At 59.0% G+C, this 23879-nt stretch carries 21 protein-coding genes; 14 read left to right on the top strand and 7 right to left on the bottom strand.

What is annotated here, in order from left to right:
- The first annotated feature begins 66 nt into the window (after window positions 1-66).
- The 4 genes from AC1VVM_RS13095 (at window position 67) to ppk2 (ending at window position 5198) form a co-directional block, all read left to right on the top strand.
- Window positions 67-1125 carry an ABC transporter permease gene (locus AC1VVM_RS13095; RefSeq protein WP_482904270.1) on the top strand — a complete coding sequence of 353 codons (1059 nt, stop codon included), beginning with the start codon at window positions 67-69 and terminating at the stop codon, window positions 1123-1125.
- Window positions 1126-1133: 8 nt separating this feature from the next.
- Window positions 1134-2603: an efflux transporter outer membrane subunit gene (locus AC1VVM_RS13090; protein ID WP_482904269.1), complete on the top strand. Its 1470-nt coding sequence runs from the start codon at window positions 1134-1136 to the stop codon at window positions 2601-2603.
- Window positions 2604-2670: 67 nt separating this feature from the next.
- Window positions 2671-4344: a SulP family inorganic anion transporter gene (locus AC1VVM_RS13085; protein ID WP_482955139.1), complete on the top strand. Its 1674-nt coding sequence runs from the start codon at window positions 2671-2673 to the stop codon at window positions 4342-4344.
- A gap of 29 nt (window positions 4345-4373) precedes the next feature.
- Entirely contained in the window at window positions 4374-5198 is an 825-nt protein-coding gene (ppk2, locus tag AC1VVM_RS13080; RefSeq protein ID WP_482904267.1) for a polyphosphate kinase 2, read from the top strand.
- Window positions 5199-5223: 25 nt separating this feature from the next.
- Here the strand turns inward: ppk2 and fabI are convergent, their stop codons facing one another.
- On the bottom strand, window positions 5224-5997 hold the full coding sequence (fabI, locus tag AC1VVM_RS13075; protein ID WP_482904266.1) for an enoyl-ACP reductase FabI: 774 nt from the start codon (window positions 5995-5997) through the stop codon (window positions 5224-5226).
- Window positions 5994-8225 carry a DUF3141 domain-containing protein gene (locus AC1VVM_RS13070; protein WP_482955138.1) on the bottom strand — a complete coding sequence of 744 codons (2232 nt, stop codon included), beginning with the start codon at window positions 8223-8225 and terminating at the stop codon, window positions 5994-5996. The genes fabI and AC1VVM_RS13070 overlap by 4 nt, the downstream gene beginning before the upstream one ends.
- 509 nt (window positions 8226-8734) lie before the next feature.
- On the opposite strand from AC1VVM_RS13070, the gene AC1VVM_RS13065 reads away from it, so the two are divergent.
- Genes AC1VVM_RS13065 through AC1VVM_RS13050 form a run of 4 tightly spaced genes read left to right on the top strand, consistent with a single transcriptional unit; the run spans window position 8735 to window position 12196 of the window.
- Window positions 8735-9853, top strand: a complete 1119-nt coding sequence (locus tag AC1VVM_RS13065; protein WP_482955137.1) for an ABC transporter permease — start codon at window positions 8735-8737, stop codon at window positions 9851-9853.
- A gap of 5 nt (window positions 9854-9858) precedes the next feature.
- On the top strand, window positions 9859-10641 hold the full coding sequence (locus AC1VVM_RS13060; protein WP_482904263.1) for an ABC transporter ATP-binding protein: 783 nt from the start codon (window positions 9859-9861) through the stop codon (window positions 10639-10641).
- Window positions 10641-11552: an MlaD family protein gene (locus AC1VVM_RS13055; RefSeq protein WP_482904262.1), complete on the top strand. Its 912-nt coding sequence runs from the start codon at window positions 10641-10643 to the stop codon at window positions 11550-11552. The genes AC1VVM_RS13060 and AC1VVM_RS13055 overlap by 1 nt, the downstream gene beginning before the upstream one ends.
- Window positions 11549-12196 carry an ABC-type transport auxiliary lipoprotein family protein gene (locus AC1VVM_RS13050; RefSeq protein WP_482904261.1) on the top strand — a complete coding sequence of 216 codons (648 nt, stop codon included), beginning with the start codon at window positions 11549-11551 and terminating at the stop codon, window positions 12194-12196. Before AC1VVM_RS13055 ends, AC1VVM_RS13050 begins: the two co-directional genes overlap by 4 nt.
- Window positions 12197-12309: 113 nt before the next feature.
- On the opposite strand, the gene AC1VVM_RS13045 is transcribed toward AC1VVM_RS13050, so the two are convergent.
- A complete protein-coding gene (locus AC1VVM_RS13045) occupies window positions 12310-12768 on the bottom strand; it encodes a hypothetical protein (protein WP_482904260.1) in 459 nt (152 codons plus the stop codon).
- Window positions 12769-13295: 527 nt separating this feature from the next.
- On the opposite strand from AC1VVM_RS13045, the gene AC1VVM_RS13040 reads away from it, so the two are divergent.
- From AC1VVM_RS13040 to AC1VVM_RS13030, 3 genes are all read left to right on the top strand, one after another.
- Window positions 13296-14081, top strand: a complete 786-nt coding sequence (locus AC1VVM_RS13040) for a bestrophin-like domain (protein WP_482904259.1) — start codon at window positions 13296-13298, stop codon at window positions 14079-14081.
- A gap of 401 nt (window positions 14082-14482) precedes the next feature.
- On the top strand, window positions 14483-15133 hold the full coding sequence (locus AC1VVM_RS13035; RefSeq protein ID WP_482904258.1) for a MarC family NAAT transporter: 651 nt from the start codon (window positions 14483-14485) through the stop codon (window positions 15131-15133).
- 106 nt (window positions 15134-15239) lie between these two features.
- Window positions 15240-16106, top strand: a complete 867-nt coding sequence (locus tag AC1VVM_RS13030) for a bile acid:sodium symporter family protein (protein WP_482955136.1) — start codon at window positions 15240-15242, stop codon at window positions 16104-16106.
- A gap of 30 nt (window positions 16107-16136) precedes the next feature.
- On the opposite strand, the gene AC1VVM_RS13025 is transcribed toward AC1VVM_RS13030, so the two are convergent.
- From AC1VVM_RS13025 to AC1VVM_RS13010, 4 genes are all read right to left on the bottom strand, one after another.
- The gene (locus AC1VVM_RS13025) at window positions 16137-17036 is read right to left on the bottom strand and encodes a transporter (protein ID WP_482904256.1); all 900 of its coding nucleotides are present in this window, start codon (window positions 17034-17036) and stop codon (window positions 16137-16139) included.
- A 351-nt stretch (window positions 17037-17387) separates the two neighbouring features.
- Window positions 17388-18200, bottom strand: coding sequence for an OmpA family protein (locus tag AC1VVM_RS13020; protein WP_482955135.1), 813 nt, complete (start codon window positions 18198-18200; stop codon window positions 17388-17390).
- An 88-nt stretch (window positions 18201-18288) separates the two neighbouring features.
- Entirely contained in the window at window positions 18289-19098 is an 810-nt protein-coding gene (locus AC1VVM_RS13015; RefSeq protein WP_482904254.1) for a hypothetical protein, read from the bottom strand.
- Window positions 19095-19733, bottom strand: coding sequence for a DUF2092 domain-containing protein (locus AC1VVM_RS13010; RefSeq protein ID WP_482904253.1), 639 nt, complete (start codon window positions 19731-19733; stop codon window positions 19095-19097). The genes AC1VVM_RS13015 and AC1VVM_RS13010 overlap by 4 nt, the downstream gene beginning before the upstream one ends.
- Before the next feature lie 1309 nt (window positions 19734-21042).
- Between AC1VVM_RS13010 and AC1VVM_RS13005 the strand changes: the two genes are divergently transcribed.
- The 3 genes from AC1VVM_RS13005 to AC1VVM_RS12995 all read left to right on the top strand — a co-directional run bounded on the left by AC1VVM_RS13005 (window position 21043) and on the right by AC1VVM_RS12995 (window position 23722).
- Window positions 21043-21693, top strand: a complete 651-nt coding sequence (locus AC1VVM_RS13005; protein ID WP_482905105.1) for a response regulator — start codon at window positions 21043-21045, stop codon at window positions 21691-21693.
- A gap of 174 nt (window positions 21694-21867) precedes the next feature.
- Window positions 21868-22389 carry a YqhA family protein gene (locus AC1VVM_RS13000; RefSeq protein WP_482904252.1) on the top strand — a complete coding sequence of 174 codons (522 nt, stop codon included), beginning with the start codon at window positions 21868-21870 and terminating at the stop codon, window positions 22387-22389.
- Between the two features lie 604 nt (window positions 22390-22993).
- Window positions 22994-23722 (top strand): outer membrane protein, encoded by a 729-nt coding sequence (locus tag AC1VVM_RS12995; protein ID WP_482904251.1) that lies wholly within the window; start codon window positions 22994-22996, stop codon window positions 23720-23722.
- The last annotated feature ends 157 nt before the right edge of the window (window positions 23723-23879 follow it).

Below are 23879 nucleotides of genomic sequence, written 5' to 3'. Positions count from 1 at the left end.
CAAAAGCTGCGGCACATCTTCCATCTTGGCGTAAAGGAACTGATCAGCCTGTTCAGCGATCCGGTATTGCTGTTCCTGATCGCCTACAGCTTCACCTTTTCCATATACACGCCGTCCAAGAGCGCGGTGATGGAAGTCAAGAACGCGTCGATCGCGATAGTCGACGAGGACAACAGCGCGGTCGCGCGGGCCATTGCGGATGCGATGCTGCCGCCGCTGTTCTTGCCCCCGCACCAATTGCCCTTTGGCGAGATCAACCGGGCGATGGACGCGGGCAAATATACCTTTGTGGTCGTCGTGCCGTCGGGCTTCGAGGCCGATCTGCAACGTGATGCCCAGCCAACGCTGCAGGTCATCTCCGATGCGACGGCGATGGCCCAGGCAGGGCGTGGTCCGTCCTACATCGAACAGATCGCCAATCGCGCCGTCGAGCCGTACTGGCCGCAAGCAGGCCGTGCCGAGAACCAGCCGCTGGTCGGGCTGGAGACCCGCGCCCGCTTCAATCCAAATCTTGAGCAAGGCTGGTTTGTCGCGGTCAACCAGATCATCAACAACATCTCTGTCCTGGCAATCTTCCTGTGCGGCGCCGCCGTGCTGCGCGAACGCGAGCACGGCAACATCGAACACCTTCTGGTGATGCCGCTCGATTCCTTCGAGATCATGTTCGCCAAGATCTGGGCCAACGGGCTTGTGGTGATCGTCGTTGTCATGGCCTCGCTGTTCCTTGTCGTCAAAGGCATGCTCGGAGTGCCCATCAGCGGGTCGCTCCTGCTCTTCATGATGGGGCTGACGATCTATCTTTTTGCAGTCACGGCGCTGGGCATCATGCTGGCGACGATCGTCAATTCCATGCCGCAATTCGGCCTGCTGGCCTTTCCCACATTCATCAGCATGACCTTGCTCTCGGGCGGTCAGACCCCGCTCGAATCGATGCCGTCGTGGCTCCAGACGGTGATGCAATTCGTGCCATCGACGCACTTCGTCAGCTTTTCGCAGGCGGTGCTGTTCCGGAATGCGTCCTTCGGGATGGTGTTGCCCGACATGCTCAAAATGTTCGCAATCGGCAGTGTCTTCACCGTCTACACTCTGTCTCGTTTTCGCAAGATGCTGGCAGCCATCAAATGAGGCGAATCATGCGCATAACGGTCGTATCCCGCTTCGCCCTTGTCGCAGGTTCTGCGATCTTGCTGGCGTCGTGTACGCAGGGTCCCGATTATCACCGGCCAGAGGTAGCGACGCCGCCCCAGTTCCGGTCGCCCGTGGCTTTGCAGGACGCAAGTTCCATTGCCGACGCGCCATGGTGGGAGGTGTTCAACGACCCGGTCCTGCAAGACCTGATCAATCGATCGCTGAAGGCCAATCCGGATATCGCCGTGGCCGCGGCCCGGGTGGAGGAGGCGCGCGCCATGGTTGGCGTGGCCAAGTCGGAGGCCGCCCCGCAGGTCAATTACAACGCCGGCATCGCCGCCGAACAGACTTTCATTCCTCTTCCCAACGCGCCGACCGAGGCGCGGTACTGGGGCTGGAAGGCGGGCCTTTCGGCAGCCTGGGAACTGGACATCTGGGGGCGTATCAAGCGGTCCACCGAAGCGGCGCAAGCCAACATGTTTGCCGAAGAGGAAGTCCAGCGCGGCGTGCTGCTGTCGCTCGTGACCGATGTTGCTTCCAACTATTTTCAGCTGCTTGCGCTAGATCGCCAGCTCAAGATCGCCGAGAGCAGCGCCAGTGTGTATGGCGAGAACGTCAACTTCTTTACGCTGCGTTTCAATGCCGGGCGCGACACCAAGTTGCCGGTGGAGCGTTCGCAGGCGAACTACGCGCACAGTCAGAACAGCATCGCCGAACTCAAACGGCAAATTGCCGTGCAGGAAAATGCCATAGCGGTCCTGATCGGGGGCTATCCCGATAACATTCCGCGCGGACCCGCGCTCGACGAACAGGTGCTGCCGGAAGTGCCGGTGGGTGCGACCACAGTGCTCCTTCAGCGCCGTCCCGATATACGGCGGGCCGAGCAGATGATGATCTCCGCCAATGCGCAAGTCGGTGTTGCTGCGGCCAATTTCTTCCCGCGCATCGGTCTGGGTGCCTTTTTCGGCGGACAGGGCCTCAATTTCGAGAACTCCGTCAACGCGACTTTCGCGGTGTGGAACGTCGCCGGCGCGATCAGCGGTCCGCTGCTGGACGGCGGCAAACTGCGTTCCGAAAAGAAGAACCGTGAAGCCTATTGGGACGAGATGGTCGCCAACTATCGCAAGACGATCCTGACCAGTTTCCAGGAGACGTCGGACGCGCTCTATTCCAAGCGGGCGGCCGCCGACCGGCGGGCCGCGCTGGAACTTCAGGTCGCTGCGCTCCAGCGGGCGGTAGACCTTTCCATGGTGCGCTTCCGCGCGGGCCGCGCGAACTATTTCGAGGTGATGGAGGCCGAGCAGCAACTGTTCCCCGCCCAATATGCCCTCGTGGAAGCACGGCGCGATCAGCTGGTGACGGTCGTCGCGCTGTACAAGGCGCTTGGCGGAGGCTGGCAGTTGGCCCCCGATCAATGGAGCAACGGGGCGGCGGTGACTCCCGCCTCCGCAACCACGGGACCGGCCGGCAAGTAATCCGGGAGAGGGGAATGGCCTGCGTTACGGGGAGGCAGGCGCATTCATGACCTAAGGATTCAATCCCATGGCGCTGGCCCGGCAGTTACCCATCGCGCAGACACTGGGAAGCTACCGTGCCTCCTGGATTGGCAAGGATGTCTCGGCGGGGCTGGCGATCGCCATGGTCGGTCTGCCGAGCGCGATCGCCTATCCAGCCATAGCCGGACTCCCGCCCGTGACGGGACTATATGCCAGTATCTTCGCGGCCATCGGCTATGCGCTTGTCGGACCCTCCGATCGTCTGATTACGGGCCCGGATGCGCCGACCATGATGATGCTGGCCGCCGTCTTTGCCGCGCTGGGCAATGGCCCGCCGGATGGGCGCGTCGTGCTGGCAGCCGCAATTGCCGTGATGGTGGGCATCTATTCCTTCATCGCGCGCCTGCTGCATCTGGATCTTGTGGCGAACTTCCTGTCGCGGCCGATCCTGATGGGCTTCATGACCGGCATTTCGCTGTCGATCCTCGTCGGTCAGATTGGGCGCATTACCGGTTTGACGATCGAATCCGATGGGCTGCTCCGTCCGATACTGGAGCTGGCAAACAAGGCCGCCGACATCCACTTGCCGTCCTTGTTTCTGGGCCTTGGGATGCTCGTCCTTCTCCTGCTCATAAAGCGCCTGCGGTCGCCCGTGCCGGGGCCGGTCATTGTCGTCATACTGGCCGGCGCACTGTCGTTCTTCTTCGACCTGAAATCGGAAGGCATCCGCGTCGTCGGTGAGGTTCCGAGTTCGCTGCCGCAATTCAGGATTCCCTGGTCGATCCCGATTCCGCTCAACCAGTTTCTTGCCGACAGCCTGGCCGTCTGGCTCGTCAGTTTCAGTGCCGGCATCGTGACAGCCCGCGCATTCGGCATTCAGGCGGGCTATCGGGTCGATGCCAACAAGGAACTGGGCGGATTTGCGGCGGCCAATGTCGCCGCCGGGATGTTCGGCGGATTTCCCGTCACATCCTCTGATTCGCGCACTGCGATCAACTTTTCGGTCGGGGCAAGGACAAGGATCGCCGGGTTGGTGTCTGCCTTCGTTCTGCTGGTGATCCTAGTCTATCTGAACGACCTGCTCCGCTTGATCCCGATCCCGGCGCTGGGCGCGATACTGGCCGCGGCTGCGCTGTCCCTCATGGATTTGAGCGGCCTGTCCCACCTCTGGCGAGTCAGCCGTTCGGAATTCCTGTTCGCGGTGATCGGGCTGATCGCTCCCGTCCTCTTCGGTGTGCTGAATGGCGTGACGATAGCCATAGGCGCGACCCTCGCCTACCTGCTCTATCGCAGCATGAACCCCCGAGCCGTCCTGCTTGGCCGGATCAGCGGGGAATCCGGCTTTCACAAGCTGCACCGCTTCAAAAAGGCGCGGGCCGTCCCCGGACTGACCGTCTGCCTGCTCCAGGGCAGCCTTCTGTTCTACAATTCCGATCATGTCCGCAGCGAGATAGAAGCGTTCGCCGAACAGGCCGGTGAACCTGTTCGATGGCTGATACTTGATGCCGGCTCCATTCCACACATGGATACGACTGCTGCGGCGATGCTGACGGAGATCAGTGGCGATCTTGCCTCGCGCGGCATCCGGTTCGGCATCGCTGACCTGCATCACGAATGCCTGAAACTTCTCGAAGCGGCCGATACCATCGACGCCATGGGGCGCGACATGGTTTTCGATAATCTTGAAGACATGTTCGAGGCATTCATGGCCTCGAAATAACCCGGTCAACCCGCAGCAAGGTAAGGATCATGGGCAAAAAGGACAAGCAATCGACGGGAATCGGTGCTGATATGGGCGAGCGCCTGAAGCGCAAGGACTATGAAAAGGAACTTCGCAAGCTTCAGGTCGAACTCTGCCATTTGCAGGAGTGGATCAAGGCTACGAACTATCGTGGGATCGTGGTGTTCGAAGGGCGGGATGCCGCAGGAAAAGGCGGCACGATCAAGGCGATCACCGAACGGGTGAGCCCCCGCGTGTTCCGCGTCGTCGCGCTGCCGACGCCATCGGAGCGGCAGAAATCGCAGATGTTCATGCAGCGGTATATCGAACATTTCCCGGCAGCCGGCGAAATCGTCATATTCGATCGCAGTTGGTACAATCGCGCGGGCGTCGAACGGGTCATGGGTTTTTGCACGAAACACCAGACAAAGCGTTTTCTGGAAGGGTGCTCCGAAATAGAGAATTATATTATCGAGGGCGGCATCCAGCTTATAAAATTCTGGCTCGAAGTCGGCATGGAGGAGCAGACCCGGCGCTTCCAGGCCAGAATTGACGATCCTATTCGGCAGTGGAAGCTAAGCCCGATGGATATCAAATCCTACGACCGCTGGTACGAATATTCGAAGGCTCGGGATGACATGCTCGAAGCAACCGATACGCCGATTTCCCCATGGAATATCGTCCGAACGGACGAAAAACGCAGGGGTAGGCTGAATCTCATCAGCCATCTCCTCAAGCTCATCCCCTATGAGCAGATCCACAAGGAAAAGATCAAGCTGCCCGAGCGATCGGACAAGCATGCCTATGACGATCAGGCCACCCTGATCGGTCGCCGTTTCGTGCCGGAGCGGTGAGGGGCTGCTTCAGGCGCGCCTCGCGTCAGGCGACGACATTTGAACCGCCGTCTACGTAGACGGTTCCGCCGGTGATCCGTCTGGCAAAGGGCGAGGCGAGATAGGTGCATACGGCCCCGACATCCATGATGTCGGCAAGTTCGCCCATGGGCGCGCGTTCGGCCGCAGCGGCAAGCATGTGCTCGAAATCGTGGAGACCCGAGGCGGCGCGGGTTTTCAAGGGTCCGGGCGATATAGGGTGCACCCGGATGCCGCGTGGACCAAGCTCATAGGCGAGATATCGGCAGGCCGCCTCCAGCGCCGCCTTGACCGGCCCCATGACATTGTAATTGGGTACCACCCGATTGGCCCCGTAATAGCTCATGGCGAACATCGTGCCGCCATCGGTCATAAGCGGAGCGGCCAGTTTCGCCATGCGCACGAAACTGTGACACGATATGTCCATCGCCTTTGCGAAGCCCTCGGCCGAGCAATCGAGCAATCCGCCCGCAAGATCCTCCCTGGGCGCGAAAGCAATCGAGTGGACGAGTACGTCCAACTTTCCCCAGGTCTCCGAAACGAGGCGGAAAACCTCCTCGAGTTGTCCGGGGATGGCGACGTCGAGCGGGGCCGTGATCGAGGCGCCCAGCGCTTCGGCCAGCGGCTCGACATAGGCGCGCGCCTTGTCGTTCAGCCAGGTGACGGCAAGTTCCGCTCCGGCCTCGCGAAACATGGCCGCGCAGCCATAGGCGATCGAGGAATCGTTCGCGATGCCAACGACGAGGGCCTTCTGCCCGGCAAGTACGCCATCCCGGTTCATGCTGCACGAACCCTCGCCGATTGCCCTCTGGAAGTATCGCCCGAGCCGGTCTCGGGCGCGTCAGGGGCAAGGAGCGCTCGCAGCAGATTCAGCCGCCGTGTTCCCTCCTGATTGAGAAGATCGCTATCGAGGGCGAAGAGCCCTTCCAGACTGGAGATGATACGCGCTCGCCCCGCGGGATCGGCGCCTGCCATCGCCGGGATAGCCGCGATCGCTTCGTCCGGGGACATCGCGAGGATTGCCTGCTGATCCCGCAGCACCGCCCGGACAGCCGACAAGCCCGCCTGTTTGAGCAAGGGTATGGTCTTCACGCCTTTGACCACTGCCTGCAGGACGCGTTCGTCGGCGCGACCGACAGTCATTGCGACCCAGACCAATGCGCGGAGCGCGGCCTCCATCGGTCCGCCTTCGCGAAGCTGGTCACGCAGTTCCTTTTCCCGGAGCGCCGCCAGCGCTTCGCGGGGCAAGTCGCGGTATATCGGCTCGGCCATGCCCGCTTTTTCGTCGACACCGGCCAGCGCCTGGATCATCGGGTGGCCATAGACGCTCAGGAAAGTCGCTTCCTTCCACCAGTCGGTGACGTTGCCGAACGCGGTCAGCGCGCTTTCGATGAAATCGGCCGAGACGTGCTCCGCCTGGACGAATGGATTGTCCTTGTCGACCGGCTGCCGCCATTCACGGGCTCCAGCCGCGAGAGCAGGGACGGCGGTCATCAACGGGTTCTCATCTGAGAACAGTTCGAACCGCAATCGATTTGGATGGAGGCGCCGCGCGATACCGGCCGTGAGGTCATTCGTCACTGCCCTGACCGCCGGGCGGGCAAAGGCGCGATAGAAGGAAAGGTTGATATCGGAAATCCGCGCGACGGCTGCAAAGCGGCGATCATCCTCCGGATTCTGCTGGCAGATCGCGCGAACATCATCCAGCGTCCGGCGTTCCAGCGTGAAGATATACTTGCCTTCCACCAGTTCACGGTGGGCGATATCCTCATCGATGTTGTCGATTACGGCCTCGAAAACGCCGGGTCCAAGCAAGTCGATCGCATCCATGACCTGGGCAAATTTCTCATGCTCCCTCGTGGCCACCTTCCCGGAAACGAAGATTCCCAAATGCCCGATGGTCTGATGGAGGCAATAGACGATCGTCTGCCCGGATTTCCGCAAGTTTCCATCGGTCTCGTAGAGGTTTGGAATCCACTGGAGTGCCTGCGGGGGCGGCGTAATGTCGTCTCCCCAGGAACAAAAGACGATGATGGGAGAGCGGATGTTCCGCAGGTCAATTCGCGTCCCGTCAGGCGCGCTAAGTTGGCCGGACGACAGCTTGTTGCCGACGAAGAGGTTGTTGGCGATCGACAGCATCTCGTCCGCCGTCAGCAGCACGGGGCTGCCCCACCATCGCTCGAAATCGATGAAGCGCTCGGCTTCGGTGTCGACGTTGTCGTAGACATTGTACGGTTTCGACCACAGCGTATTCGCCGGGTTGAGGCTCTCGAAATTGGCGACGAGGTAGGCGCCGTCGAACAGGCCATTGCCCAGATCACCTGTCAGCGCATTGAGCCAGGTGCCGCCGAGAAGCCCCCCCGAATATCGCATCGGGTTCTTGCCTCGCACGCCTGCCCAGTAGGAAAGCGGAGAGCCGGCGAGCATGATGGGGCCGAAGAGCTCGGGCCTTGCGGCGGCGGTCATCATGATCTGCCAGCCCGCCTGGCAATTGCCGATCACCACAGGACGGCCGTCCGCATCGGGATGCCGTTCGATCACTGTCTCGACGAAATGCGCCTCGGCCGCGCAGACGTCGCCCACGGTCTGTCCATCGACCGGAATGGGCGCGAAGCCGACGAAGTAGCACGGATGGCCTGCCTCCATCGCCTTGCCGATCTCGCTGTCACGCTTCATGCCGCCGATGCCCGGGCCATGACCGGCGCGCGGATCGACGACGATGAACGGACGCTTGGCGGGGTCGATCGTGTATTCCGGACCCGGAACGATTTCCACGAGGAAGTAGTTCACCCGCCGGTCAAGGGTGCGGCCATCGACAATCACGCGCGCATCGAACACGAGGACATGCGGCACGCTTTCCCTGGCGCGATCGTTATGGATGTTGCCTCGCTGGCGCATCGTATCCAGAAGCAGAACCGACTTCTGGGCGGCATCGTAACAATATGCTGCCCAATCCGTGGACAAATGCAGCCAATGATCGAAGATTGTCGGGCTGATCTCCTGGGACATTGCGAATCTCCGGTGACGCCTGATTTGCGGAAACATACGCGGGCGCCAGATGTGTCGCAATCAGGGTAAACGGATGAGGGTGATCGAAGTGGAATCGCTTCTTGGCCGAACTTCACATAGCTCCATCAAAACATGCGAAATTCCACGGGTCGGTATCTGTGTTGTATAAATGCATAAGACTTACGTGCCCGCGCTCTTCGGGAGATCTTTGCTTCCGGCCTGAACCGCTTCGCCATCGCGTCACTCCCACGACCATGGTTCAGCCCGCTGCCCGTGTCGGCTGGTGAGCGGCCAAGTATCCCTTTTTGCATTGTCCGCCTTCTGCGACAGAAATCGGTCAAAGAAATAAATCCACCCGGGGCCGATATTTCATGACGTGGCCGATCGGAATGTCTCGAAATTCGTTTTGGTTATGGGGAATGATTGGGCCGGAAATGGGGACCAGTACTGATGGTGTCCATCGTCGTTCATGAATAGATCATCGAAGTCGATGGCGAGTTATTTTCGGTATGGGACTGGCCTCCTTCAGCATACGTTCGGACTCGACCGGGAGCACGATTGCCCTCTCCGGCGATTGGACCTCGCTCACCATGGACAGGGCGGTAGCGGCCCTTCCGGAGGCAATGCGCGCCTCTTCCGCATCGCCGTTGCGGTTGGACCTGAGCGAGTTGGGGCGGCTCGACACTGCCGGCGCCTATACGATCCTGAGCGCGATATCGCCCGGCGCGAAGGAGAGTGGCAGCGACACTCGACCCGACGTGGCACGTCTCTTCGATCTGGTCCGACCCTCCATTGGGGAACCGGTGCCGGAACGGCCGCGCACGTCTTCGTTCCTCTATTTCGCCGATCAGGTAGGACGCGGCGTGGTCTCGTTCGCACAGGAAGGCCTGCGCATTGCGGAATTCGCCGGGGAACTCAACGTGGCGCTGGCGCGAACGATCCTCCATCCGAGCCGCCTGCGGGGCATTTCGCTTGTCAGGTTGATGGAAACGGCGGGCGTCAAGGCGCTCCCCATCGTGATCGTCATGAACTTCTTCATCGGCGCCGTCGTCGCATTGGTGGGCACCAATCTGCTCGCCTCGCTGGGCGTGTCGGTGTTCACCGTGGAGCTGGTCGGGGTGGCGGTCCTGCGCGAATTCGGCGTTCTCATCACGGGTATCCTGTTGGCCGGCCGATCCGCATCCAGCTTCGCGGCGCAGATCGGCACAATGAAGATGACCCAGGAGATCGACGCCATGAAAGTGATGGGTGTCGACCAGTTCGACGCACTCGTCGTGCCGCGCGTCCTTGCCCTGCTCCTGACGATGCCATTGCTGGTCTTTGCCGCCATGATGGCGGGGATCGCCGGCGGGCTGATCGTCAGTTGGCTCGCGCTCGGCATGAGCCCGATCTTCTTCCTTTCGCGCATGCAGGAAGCGGTCGACATCCGGCATTTCTGGATCGGCATGAGCAAAGTGCCGCTGCTTGCCATATTGATCGCCATGTCGGGCTGCCGTCACGGCCTGTTCGTGAAGTCCGATGTCGAGAGCCTCGGGGAGCGCGTGACCCAGGCGGTCGTGCAGGCGATTTTCATGATCATCCTGTTCGACGCCATTTTCGCCGTCATCTACATGGAGTTGAAGCTCTGAACGGCGTGGGCAGCCCTCCGCCGATCCGCGTGATCGGGCTGCGCAGCGCTTTCGGCGAGCATGTCGTGCACGATGGACTGAACCTCGAACTGCGCGATGGCGAGATTCTGGGCGTGGTCGGAGGATCGGGGGCAGGCAAGTCCGTACTTCTCAACACGATCCTCGGCCTCAAGAATCCAGACGGTGGCCGGGTCGAGGTGTTCGGGTGCGATGTCCACGATCCCGCCGCCGAGGCCAACGTCAGCCGCAAGGCCGGGGTCCTGTTTCAAGGCGGTGCGCTCTTTTCCGCGCTGACGGTGGGGCAGAATGTCGAAGCCCCGATGCATGAACAGGCCCATCTTCCCAACGGGTTGGTGCGCGAACTGGCGCGGCTCAAGATCAAGTTGGCCGGTCTCGATACCCGTGTGGCCGACCAGATGCCGTCGGAACTTTCGGGAGGCATGGTAAAGCGTGCAGGCGTCGCCCGCGCGCTGGCACTCGATCCTTCTCTCCTGTTCCTCGATGAGCCCACGGCGGGGCTCGATCCGATCAGCGCCGCCGATTTCGACCAATTGGTCAGGGGGCTGTGCGATACGCTCGGGCTGTCGGTCTTTCTGATCACGCACGACCTCGACACGCTTTACACGATAACCGACCGGGTCGCTGTCATTGCCGATAAGCGCGTGGTGGCCACTGCGCCCGTGGCCGAGCTGGAGAAATCCGAACACCCCTGGATTAAGGCCTATTTCAAGGGGCCGCGCGGTCGCGCCGCGCAGGCGGCGCGGCGCGGGAATGACGGAGCGAGCTGATGGAACGGCAAGCGAACTACGCATTGGTTGGGATCATCAGCATAGTGCTGATCATCGCGGCGCTGGTCTTCGTCGTCTGGCTTGCGCAATTCCAGTTCAATCAGACCTACGACACCTATCGCATCATCTTTCGAGGCCCTGTGAGCGGCCTCAGCAAGGGCGGGGAAGTTCAATTCAACGGCATCAAGCTCGGCGAGATCATTGATATCAGGTTGGACGAGGCCGATCCGAACCGCGTCATCACCGACATCGAGCTTCAGCACGGAACGCCCGTGCGGGCGGATTCCCTGGCGCAAAGTGCTGCCCAGGGGATAACCGGCGTGCGCTACATCCAGATCAGCGCCGGCACCGTGAGCCAGCCGCTGCTGCGCAAGAGCAGCCGCCAGCGGCCGCCGGTCATCCGCTCACAGGGTGCGCGGTTCGATGTGATCGTCCAGGACGTCGGCAGACTTACCCGTGACGGCGCGGAGGCCCTCGAGCGCGTCAACAAGGTGTTGTCGGACCAGAATATCGCCACGATTTCGCGCTCGATCGACAACGTGGGATCGATCAGCGATGAACTGCGGGCACGCCGGACCATGTTCGCGAAACTCGATCGTGCGTCCGCCGACCTGGAGCAAGCGGCTGCACAGACGCGCAGATCGCTGGGAGGACCGAACGGTACGCTGGCGCAGATCAACGGGAGTGTCGGAGAGCTGCACCAGACACTGGTGGGAGTCCGGACGCTGGTCGGGCGTGTTGACGGGTCGGTTTCAGACGTCTCGTCGGGGACATTGCCGGAATTGAATGCAGCGCTCGTCTCCATCCAGCAGGCCAGTGCGTCGTTGAACGAGCTAAGCTCGGAAATCAGGCGAGACCCGCGCGGAGTGCTCCTGCGCTCGCAAGCCCAGGAGGTGAAAGTCAAACCATGACTGCAAAGGGCCGTCCATCGCTGGTGCTCGTCGCGACCTTTTTCCTCGCCGGATGTGGCGGCCTGTTGGGCGGCGGCGGTCATCCGGCCACACTCTACCGCTTCGGCAATATATCGCCATCGCCGCAGGTTGCCGAACCGAATAGCCCCGCGGCCGGGCCGGTACGCGTAGTGAGTTACCGCGGCGCCGTATTCCCGCCCGAAAGCCGCAGTGACCGCATCCTGACGACGCGCGGCGCAAGTATGGCCTATGTGGCGGAATCACGCTGGATTGCCCCTCCCGACGACCTGTTCGACACGGCGCTGCGGCGAGAGTTCGCCCGGACGCAACCCGGCTTGCGCCTGATAGGTCCCGCTGAAGGGCCTCGGGCCGATTTCGTGCTGTCCATAGATGTGCGCCGCTTCGAAGCCGCCTATGAGGGGCCGACGGCACCCGTCGTTACCATGGAAGCGCAGGTCAGGCTCATGCGCTGGGCAGACCGCTCCATCATCGGCGAATGGGTCTTTTCCAGTCGGCGGCAGGCGGCGGAAAACAGGGTGACATCCATAGTCTCCGCCTACGACGAGGCGACGAGCGAAGTAATCGGTCAAATCGGCGGAGTCGTGAGCCGTTTTGCGAACAACGCATCGAATCCAGTCCCTTGACCGGCAGTCCATGCTGCCGCTCCGCAAGGCGATGCTCTGTTTTCGCAGGGCTTCGCCTCCCGATAAATCTCGTCAATCGGGAACGCCGCAAAATCCGGCGCGGTCGGAGGCGGCTACTTGATCGGATAGAGATGCCGGGCATCAAGAGTGGGAACCGATGGGGCTGGAACCTTGCAGTATTCCGCAGCCGTTCCGATCGTCTTCTGGATGCGTTTGCCGACGACTTTCGTGTCGCTGCTCGAGGCTTTTTCTCCGATTTCGTATTCGTTCCATGCGACATTGGCGCAGCCACGGAATCCGGCGACGATGCGCAGGTATTTCTTGTTCCGCTCGGCGCTCACAACGAGGTCACCGGAAGTATAACCCGCTTCGCATGCGTCGAGCGTGCATGGATCGTTGCCCGACCATAACTGTTTCGCGAAGGCCCACGTGCCGGGCGGAAGCCTGAACAGATCTTCTGGAAGCGCCGGAGTATCGGGGCTTGTCGTTTTGACCTCCTCGACCGGTTGGCTGTGGCCAGCTTGCGAAACAAGGAGAAGGGACGTGCCGAATATGAGAAGGGCGGCTTTCATCTGCAGATCTCCAGCATGCCGGAGGCTGTTGAGGTGGCGTAGAACAGGCGCCGCCTTGCGTGCCGCCGGTCACCGTGATTTGGTCATGGCGCAATCCGCGATTGACGACACTCCACAATAATCGATCGAAGGCGTCAACCTCGGTTGAGATACCATGGCACAATTACATGTATGTCAGCTTCCTTGAGCCAGTTCTCGGCATGGTCATTGCACCATGCCGAGTGGGATAGTGCGCCTTCAATTGGCGGAAAGGAAGGTCCCAATGGCTTTCGACCGGACCACAGCGACGAAGTCATGTGCTTTCCGGTACCCGTGAGGCCGAACACCGTGGTTTCTTTCGAAAATTACCAATAATCCGTATAATTACCTATGTCGCCACCCGTGGATCGTACATATCGTTACGGGTGGAAAAATGAGACGATTATTGAAATTCCGATGGGAAAATCGCCCAGCGTAATTTTCGAATTTATGCGTGAACATGATTTGGAATTAATAAAATCCGAGTCTGGATATTCAGGGGAATGCCGATGGCATCTGTTCTGCAATGGCTCTTCATTGAGGCTCCATTCTGGTTGATTGCACTCAGCGTTCTCGGCATCCTCTCGGCGGCCTATTTTCTAGGAGTTGCGGTTCGGCATTACCGGAAAGTATCGGATTCAGAGGAGACGAAAGACAGCCTGGCCTTGTCTACCGCCATGGGTTTGCTCGCACTTCTTCTGGGTTTCACATTTGCGCTTGCACTTGAACGATTTGACGGACGGCGCGGCTTGGTTCGCGAAGAAGCGCTGGCAATTCGTACAACTTACTTGCGCGCGGGTACTTTTGCAGAGCCTCATCGCACGCAATTGGAAAACCTCCTGAAGACATATGCCGATGTCCGTGTAGCCTTGGGCAATGCGACGCAGCCGGCCGATGTGAAGCGATTGTCAGGCGTCAGTGACGGTCTGCAAAACCAGATGTGGCAAGCCACCGAAGCTGCCCTTGTTGGAAATCGCGACGATGTGTCTTCAAGTTTCATGGATTCGATGAACCGGGTCATTGAAGCCGATGCATCACGACGAATTGCCCGCAGAACTCACGTCCCCTCACGGGTTCTTGGAACGCTTCTGTTTTACATGTCCGTATCATCGGCAATGATCGGATATGCTGTCGGGGCAAAGCGTCGTGGAGAAATATTGCTGATGCTGGGGCTGACGGCCACAGCTTATTTGCTCATTATCGATATCGATAGTCCCACACGAGGCAGCATTCAGGAAAGTCAGGCTGCAATGGAGGACCTTCAATATGTTCTGCGAACAAATATGAACCATTGAGCATGCCGATTTCGATTTTATGCCGTGAGCGGGCATGTCCGAGTTGGCTTTCAGGATGAATCAATGGGATAAATCAGGTAAACTACTGACAAATGAGATGGCATTTCTGATTGTTATCGCGTTGAGTTCCAACGATGTTGCCGGCGTCGTTTGACAATGCCCGCAGTCCGGCGCAATAGGCTGTCTCCTTACTTTACCCTATATCTTTTCGACGGCGGTTCGCGCACATTCCTTCGATTGGCGCAAAGGCTGAATATTATGCGTGCTCATGTGGAGCCATGCCGAGAAAACATGGTCTCAGGAACGCGCATTTTACTGTGTAGATAGCGCCAGTGCGTCGACCTCGGATGGGTGCCCTCAAGGCAGGGGGCTGCGGTTTTTTCTTGTTAGAGGCTGCAACAATGACGGGCCGTTTCGTTGAAACGATTGTGCTGGCGATCGTGGCCCTGTTTCCGATCATGAACCCGTTCAGCACCGCTCCGTTGTTCGTGTCGTTGACGGCGGGCTTCGATGAGCAAAAGCGGAAGCATCAGGCCCTGATGGGGTGCATTTATGCATTTGCCATACTGGTCGTATTTCTGCTCATGGGATCGGCTATCATCGATTTTTTCAGTATTTCGGTGGCCGGTATCCGCGTGGCTGGGGGCCTGATCATATCGACCATCGGGTTTCGCATGCTGTTCACAACTCCGGCCAGCACACCGGATGTATCGACGGCCAAGCCTTCGGCCACCAACATTGCTTTCACGCCTATCGCCATGCCGAGTTTGGCCGGTCCGGGATCGATCTCCGTCGTGATGAGCGCGGCCGGACGAATTGAGGGCATGGATCCCCAGCAGTGGCCGGCGATTTATGCCGCACTCATCATTGGCATCACGGTGACGCTGGTCATTTCCTATGTGGTCTTGCGCGCAGCCAGTGTCATGGTCCGGTTCCTCGGTCATGACGGTCTCGACGCGATGACCCGGATTTTCGGGTTTCTGCTGATCTGTATTGGCGTGCAGTTTTTACTGGCTGGCGTCGCCTACTTTTACGGAATCCCTCTCCGATAGTTCTGATCAACCGGTTTGCGTGGCGAAATCGCTGGTCGTTCCGCTTCGAAGGCAAGTGCGAACGCGAGGCCATCGAAATGTTCGACAGCAAGGCAGGAGAAGCGCGATGACCTTCGCCGAGATCCTCAAACTGCTGCTGGTGGTCAGCATCTTTCTCAATGTTTTCGCGCTGGCTCTGCAGGTGAACGCGACGGACGCGGTCCATCTCTTCCGCGAATGGCGATTGGCGATCTGCGCATTCCTGGCGATGTTCGTCGTCGTGCCGGTCATCGCCGTCCTGATTGCCTATTCGTTCGACTTGAAACCGGCCGTGAAAATTGCGCTGGTCGCGCTGGCCTTTTCGCCAGTGCCGCCGATCCTGCCCCAGAAGCAGATCAAGGCAGGTGGCAGTCTTTCCTATGTCACTGGGTTGCTGGTGAGCGCAGCGTTGATTTCCTTGTTCGTCGCGCCGCTCGGCCTGGAACTGGCCGGATGGCTATTCGGGCGGGAAACGGAAGTCTGCACTATCGGCATGATCCGGACTTTGGGCATAGGCATCGCGGTACCGTTCGCCAGCGGACTGCTTGCACAGAGGTTGTTCGGTGAACGGACGCGCCGCTTCGCCGCCGGAATGGCCAAATTCGCAACGATCCTGCTGATGGCGTGCTTGCTGTTGTTGCTGATCGCCTTTGCGCCAGAGATCTGGCAGGTCATCGGCGACGGCACGATCCTGGCGCTCGTCGCGATGAGCGTTGCCGGGCTCGTCGCCGGCTATTGGCTGGCGGGTGACGTTGCGGAGAACAAGACCGCGCTCGCGCTCGCGGCCGGGGCAAGGCATCCCGGCGTGGCCATCGGAATCGCCATGTCGAGCTTCCCGACGGAGAAACTTGCCATCGCGGCGATCTTGCTTGCGACAGTGCTGGACGCATTCATCGCAATGCCCATTATGCGGCAACTTAATAGATTTGATCGCGTAAACGCGCGGGTAGCGTGAATGGCTCAGGCCCGAAGGCCGTGGGTGCCGTCAGAACGTGAACCCCAGAATCGTGCGGAAAATCCATCCGTTCGGCCCGTACTGGTTACGGTCGACGACGCTGCCATAGCTTACACGCAAGGATGAGTTCCGGCTGAGGGCCAGCGTACCGGTGGCGCCGAGCGATAGGGTATATTGGGAATTGTCTGCCCCGATGCCATCGATCTTCATTTCGCCGCCGCGACGCCAGAGCAGATCGAGCGAGGCCCAGAATTTGGGCGTTAGACCGTGGGTGAGGTGGCCCTCGACAATGTACAGCGGCTTCTGCTGGCTGCTGTCGGCACCGAACGGGTCTCCGTTCCTGCCGAAAAAGGTGACGGTCGGCATCAGTTCGATCGTGGTCAGATGCGGATCGGCCATGCGCTTGCCGATGGCATAGACCAAGGGGGCACCAAGCCGCAGCGCCCATCGATTGGCTCCGACATTGAGCGATTGCTTGCTATCGTATTCGCCCGTCGGGAAGAAGATTTTGGCGAGAAGATTGACCGCCAGTCCGGGCCGATGCTCCGCATATGCCGCCGGTGCCAGCGCCGGCGTGCCATGGACGCCCAGGACGAAGCCAAGCTGTGCGTCTCCTATTCCGGACACGCGATCCGACTGCGCTTGCGGCAGCAATGCGCCGTCCGGCTCGATGTTGCTGACCGGGAGGACCAGGAAAACGAAGGATTGACTGTCAGCGATCTTCAGCGCCTGGACGAACTGGAAGACGACCAGATCGGTATCCAGATGATCGTTCTCGGCGACATTCCCCGGATCGACCGCAAGATTGCTGTGCATGCGATGATAGCGCACCGAGAAGATGGTCGTCTTGTCCGGGATCACCATGTAGAGCCGCGCGCCGTCGTCCTGCGCCTCTGCCGGGCTGGAGCCGATCGGCAGGGCAAGTGGCAATGCAAGACATCCGGCAATCAGGAGACGGAGTGAGGCCCTCTTTTTCGTAGTCGCGGACATCATCTGTCTAGGCTCCGCGCGCTCTGAGTGTCGCCGTACGTCGCCGCCAAACCGGCGTTAGGACGTTCGGGAAGCCCAGAGCGCGGCTTTCTCGAGCACGACAGCTGCAGGCCATCGAACACCGTTGCCGGCAGAGCGCCGAGTTAGGCAAACCGCTCTCAAGACAGGCAGTGTCTGGCGGTGCGCTCAGTATGCCCGAAACGAGCCCGCTCTCCTCAATGAGAGCGGGCTACACCTGATCCCGGCGCGATCGCATCCCGGTCTCTCGTATGTCACGCGCCATTTGCCAGGCTACTGCTTGAGCTGTCCCTTTGGCGTAACCACCCGCACCACAACGCGGCGCGCCTCGGCGTCGCTGGTCGGGGTGGCTTCGCCCGGGGCAACAGTGCCTTCGCCCATGGCCGATGGTGACAGCACGCGACCAGGCTGGATCAGCCCGGTCTGGCGCATATAGTTGCTCACCGCAGCGGCACGCTTCAGGCTAAGGCGTTCGTTCGCTTCGGCGTTGCCCCTCTGGTCCGCAAAGCCCAGGATGGAGATGCGATAGTTGCCGAAAGTCGGCGCCTTCTGCGCAATGGCGCGAAGGTTTGCCTTGTACTGCTCGGCAATGTTCGCGCTTCCTGTCTCGAAGTAGACCGCCGTCTCGTCCTGGATGACATATTCCTGGCCATCGATGATGGCTTGCCGCAACTCGGCGAATTCCGCTTTCGTGCCGGCCTTGGTCGCCACTGCGGCACGCCAGTCGTCATCCTTGAATTCGATCGATTGCGCGGTGATCGTGTGGTCCTGCAGGTCACCCTTGACCTTGAAGATCAGGCCGGGGATCAGGCTCGACACATCGCGGTCCTTCGACCGGACGAGGCCGCTGCGTTCGCTGATTTTCGTGGAGGGCGTCAGGACGACTGTCAGGTCACCTTCTCTCGTACGCGCCGTGATATTGTTATTGGCGACCGAGACGATGACGGCTTCCTGGTTCACGTCTTCCGCAAAAGCGGGCGTCGTAAACATCAGTGCAGCAGCAAATACCGCGAGGCCATGTTCCTTGACGCCCATTTTACACTCCTTTTGATAGATCCCGCTTGCAGTCGGCAAAATGAAGTACATCCATCCTGACAACCACCAGAGACAGAGGCGCTGACATGCTCGATGCGCGATCGCAAAAGCATGTCAGCGGCAGGTGACGGGTTTCGGCCTACTGCGGTTGGGGCGCAGGAACCGTTGTCGTCGTCGTTTGGCCTGGCTGTGGTACAGTCACATATACCACCGTATCGCCTTCATATTGCGGCTGATAATAGACACCGCCGCAATTGTAATAGTGGTAGCTGGCGTAAGGATAGGGTGCGCAGCCGCCCGGCAATGCGTAATATGCCGAGCCGAATGCTGCCGCCGTCATTCCCGCCACCGCGCCGATAGCGAGCCCGGCCGCGATCGGATAATCAACATCTCCACCCCAGCCGTCAAAATCGTTGCCGCTGACGTTGATGTTTCTGCTGTTGTCGATGTTGGTATTGCGATCACCGCGATTGGCCTGACGGTCCCCGCGATTGTCCGAACGCGTTGTCTGGCGGTCGGTACGATTGTCCTGGCGATTGCCCTGATTGTCCGAACGTGTTGCCTGACGGTCGCTTCGATTGGCACCACCGGCGCGGTCACCACCGGCAGTCCGCTGACCCGCACCTGATCCGCGCGACGATGCAGCCCCTCCCGCGCCGCCGACGCTGGGGCGCGTGGCAGGCCGGTTGTAGCTGCCGCCGCCCGGTCGGCTGTAGGTGCCGCCACCACGGCCGGCGCCGCCGCCACGGTTCATGGTGCTGCCACCGCCACGGCTCATACCGCCGCCGCCCCGGCTCATGCCACCTCCACCGCCTCGGCCGCCCATGCTCATCGATCCACCGCCGCGCGCGCCACCGCCGCCACCACGTCGCGCATCGGCGACTTCAACCTGTCCGGCGATGAACAGCAGGATAATGGCGATACGCACAAATGTAGAGGTCGCAGTCATTGCTTGTCCTCCGGCGTGAACTGGGCTGCCTGGATCTGCATCGCATCCTTGTTGGCCACGAACGCAAAATCGCTTGCGGTCAGGGGTGGATTGAGTGTCCAGGTCAGCCGGGCAGTATAAGTGGGATATGTCGGGTCCGTTCGATCGATGATCACGATCTTGCGCGGAACGGGGCGATCGCCCTGTTCGATCCATACCTCCCAATCGAAGTCGCCTCCGCGGAATGCCCAGTGGTCGGTTGCAACACCGTCGATCTTGGCAGTCCCGACGCTGAAGCCCGAAGTGAGCGCCTTGATGTCGGAATCGTCACCGTCGCTCCAACGGAACAGATCCTCGAGCGGCAGCTTTATTCCCGTCCGGTCGTAAAGCGCCTTCAAGAACTCGCGGTTGGTGCCCGGAGCCGGCACGGTGGCGTAAAAGCCGAGTTTGGGGGCGAAAATGGTGAATTGCTTGCCGTCGTAGATATATTGGCGGGATTTCTGATCGCTCTCATAGTCGATAGAAATTCCCGGGCGCATGACTTTATAATCGATCGTCGCGTCCATTTGCACGCGCTGTCCCGCCACCGTCACAACGTCGAGACTCGATTCAGCCGTCAGCTTGAACGTATTCAGAGACATGAGAAACTTGCTCATCCTCTGTAACGCCAACACGGAATCTGGATCGACTTCAGTACTTGCACTGGCCGAAGCCGGCGCAGGTGCCGTCGCTGAGGGTGTAGACTGAGCGTGGACGCTTGTGCTGATCGTCATGATCGCAGCGCAGCCGATTAATGCTAAAGCCCGCATCATCAATCTCCTACGTAACAAGTAGGTAAAATAATCGGCGGGAAAATAAAGAGGAACTACCCTGAAAATTACCAGAATAAATACTAATCTGGTCTCGACTGTGGCGCGGTCGACAGAGGGTGTGGCGTGATAAATCGGGCCGGTATTATATATGTTATGCAATATTTTGACGGAAATCCAAGTTTGGCTTCCTCCGCGACTAATCGGGACTCGATTCGATGCTTGTCATCAAGCTCCTTGATGGGCTCGCGGAGTATGTGTGCGAATTCGCGTTCGCGCCGGGATGGAAATGACCAACTTGGCATATAACTTTCAGCGTCTCGTCTAGTTCATGATCGCTCGGTCGGGCCTAGCCCTGCAGTCCTTCCATGCCTCCTCTGAGAAGGCGCCATCCTTTTAGCGGTTCTGTCCTCATGAGTGGTCAGATCGGCTACGATTATCTCGTTTTATATGTGCTCGGGTCTACAAATGGCGCGGCGATATCACTCGGATAACGAATGAAATTCACTCCTCTTTCGCATTCGCTAATCCAGATATGTTCGTTCTTTTGCATCTCAATCTGGTGGCGCCGTTGGAGGCCAGATGCGTTCGCGATACTCCGCTCCGCACAAATAGACATAGAGCGAAATGGCGTATGCGACGAATTCGGTGAGGCGTTAATTATGTAAATTGATCGAAGCTATATATGGTGTGGCCAAAATATACGAAAACGATTAAATTTGCCTAAGGATTGATGAGGAAAATAATTCGTAAAATGCGGATTCATCCCGATATTGTGTGGAAATAAAGGGGTATATTCTGATTTTTCAGAGTTACAGTTGGCTTTGTTAGAGCTATCGTGAATACGATATCGCACGGGATTCTAGGTACAGGGGGAATCGCATGTGCACTTTCCTGCTCTCGATAAGTAGTTCCACACACGGGGAAAGACTGCCGAACGCCTTGCAGGCTTGAAGAGGTTCGGCGCGGTGATTTCGAAATCCCGTGCCGCCTTTCGTTCTGCCGCGCTGTTTTGCAGTAGTTCCGGATTCGCCAGAATTTTCACCGTCTGGATGAAACTGGCTTGCCTGCAGAAGGCAAAGTCACCGGCCGACGGTGAAATAGTACGATCAAGGATCTCAGGCCATTTAATCAGCAACTTATGGGGAGCGTGGGGATGTCTCTTTCTTGCTGCCGGATACTGATCGCTGACGATCACGAAGCCATACGCCAAGGCGTTCGCGCAATTCTGAAGGACCGACGGGGCTGGCACATCGCCGGTGAGGCGGCGGACGGTCTCGATGCGTTGAAACTCGTGCGAGAGACTCAGCCCGACATCGCCATTGTCGACTATTCGCTGCGGCAGATGAATGGCTTGGCGCTCACCCGCGCAATCAAGCGCGATCTGCCGGGTACGGAAGTCCTGATCTACACGATGCACGACCGCGAAAGCATTTTGATCGAGGCTCTGGACGCAGGCGCACTTGGCTATGTGCTGAAATCCGACACCATCACAAACCTGATCGCCGCGCTCGAAGCGTTGATCAAGCACAAGCGGTATCTTTCGGCCGGAATAGCGGGCAGGTTGGAGAGCTATTTCATTGAACATGGCCGCAATAAAGCTGGCGCTTCGGTGCTCACCTCGCGGGAGCGCGAGATCGTCCAGCTTATCGCGGAGGGCAATATCAACAAGTGCATTGCCCATAAGCTCACCATCAGCGTCAAGACAGTGGAGACACATCGCGCGTCGCTAATGCACAAGCTCAAGATGCGATCGACCGCCGATATTGTGCGCTACGCCATACGCAACAACATGGTGGATCTTTGAAATCTCTTTCGGGCGCCCGGGATCTGCTTGGTATAGCCAGCACTTTCCGGATGAAACGGGCGCATAAGACAGATCTACGCCATGACGGACGTAATTCTTCACTGGGGTAATACCCGATAGCGCTGCCCGGCAACAATATTTACACCGCGCCGGAGTTCTCAGATTGGGTGGCATATGAGCATCAGATACGAGCTCGAAGCGAATTTCGAAAAGGTTATCTTCGCTGCACGATGGCTCGTGGCGCCGATCTACGTCGGCCTGATATTCTGCCTGATTATGCTCGTGGTTATACTTGTAAAGTATACGTTTTGGGTGGCGATGCAGCTACCTTCCATCAACGTCCATGATGCCATTGTCGCGACGCTGTCGTTCATCGACTTGGCGCTCATCGCGAACCTGGTCTTGATCGTGATGTTTACAGGATATGCGAGCTTCGTCTCGAAGCTGGATATTGAGGATGATGAGGACAAGCCGGCATGGCTCGGGAAAGTCGATTTCTCCGGGCTGAAGCTGAAGCTGTTCGCATCCATGGCTGCCATTACCGGAATAGAGCTTCTGAAAGCTTTCATGGATTTACGTGAAACAGGAGCGGTAGACGCGCAGGTTATGCGCTGGCTGGTGATCATCCACGGAATGTTTCTTATAACGACCGTGGCTGCGGCCATTAGCCAGAAATTGGAGGGGCACTCCTCCTAAGTTGTCACTGTGTTCAAGCCGCTGTCGGGAAACAAGTTTCCGCGACTGATGCGGGGAACATACCGCGGCAATGTATTCGTGGCCCGGCACCGCCAGGATTAAAGGATGGGGAATCTTATATCGTATACGTCCGGGGAAGATCCTTTAGGATCGGCCTGAGATTTGCCGGCCTTCGGTTAGGCGGCCCGGACGTTGATCCGGCATGTCTGGATGGGTGTGTAAACGGCGGCGGTGCTCTCATCTTCGCGGGCAAAACCCAAGAATTTCCAGTTGCGTCGATCGATTTCGAACGGAGCCGCCCTGTTTGAATCAATTTCCCATTATAAGCATGCTGGTTGTTCGAATTATATGACGGTACTGACAGAATGTCGTCATATACTCATATTGACAAGTATATTGTTGAGTATAGGGTCGTTTACGGAATCGACTCTACTTTTATGGGGCCACTTTCTGCGGCTTTGATTATGGATTTGGTTCTGGCTTTAAGTGTATGATAACCGAGAAAGGTTCCGAGATGATCTCCTCGAAAAAAACACTAACTGGCGTGATGCCGCTTTCCGCCACGGTTCTTTGTCTCGGTATTCTGGGACTTTCGGCTCCCGCCATGGCCCAGGACAACCAGACCAGCCCGTGGAGTGGCTTTTACGTCGGGCTCAATGCGGGCGGCGCCTGGAGCAATTCCGACGCAGACTCCGTGCTCACGGTCAACGGTCTCCCCAACGTGCCGTCCAACCCGATTGCGGGCGGAGACGCCTCTTCGCTCAATGGCGCGACTGTGAAGGGCCATCTCGACAGCGGGCACCACAATACCTTCACCGGCGGTGGCGAGGCGGGCTACAATTACGTGCTGAATAACGGCCTGCTGTTCGGCATCGAGACCGACATCAGCTACTTCCGCATTAATCGCAGCAGGACCGAGACGGTACCATCATCGCTCAATCCCGGGGTCACCTATACAGCAAGCCAGAGAGCCAGCACTGACTTCCTCTGGACGCTGCGCCCCCGGATCGGTTACGCGATGGACAAGTTTCTGATCTTTGCGTCCGGCGGCCTGGCGCTGACGGAAGCACATTACGATGCGAGCTTCACCGACAGTTCCTCCACCGCCAATTCGTTCAGCTCGACAAAGAGCTCGACACGGACCGGGTGGACGCTCGGCGGCGGCGCGGCTTATGCGATTACCCCCCAAATCTCGGTGAAGGGCGAATACCTTTACCAAGACTTCGGAACCCAGAGGTCTACGGAGACGTCGCCGAACGGCTATCTCACGCTCGCGACAGATACGAACCTCAAGTCGCACTTGTTCCGCGCCGGGATCGACTATCGCTTCTAAAGCGTAGTCACCGAAGTTTGTACGATAAAAGCATCCGGCTTTGATTGCCTTGGTGGCGTCGCGCCGGATGCATTGGTTTATTGTCCAATAAGCTGCGATGCTGCGCGTCGATAATAGAAGACATGTTCGACACCGGCGTCGCGATTGTTCCCAGGTG

The sequence above is a fragment of the Novosphingobium sp. BL-S-33 genome (assembly GCF_056857025.1).
The sequence above is the reverse complement of the archived record's forward strand: the minus strand, read 5'-3'. Positions and strand labels throughout refer to the sequence as shown.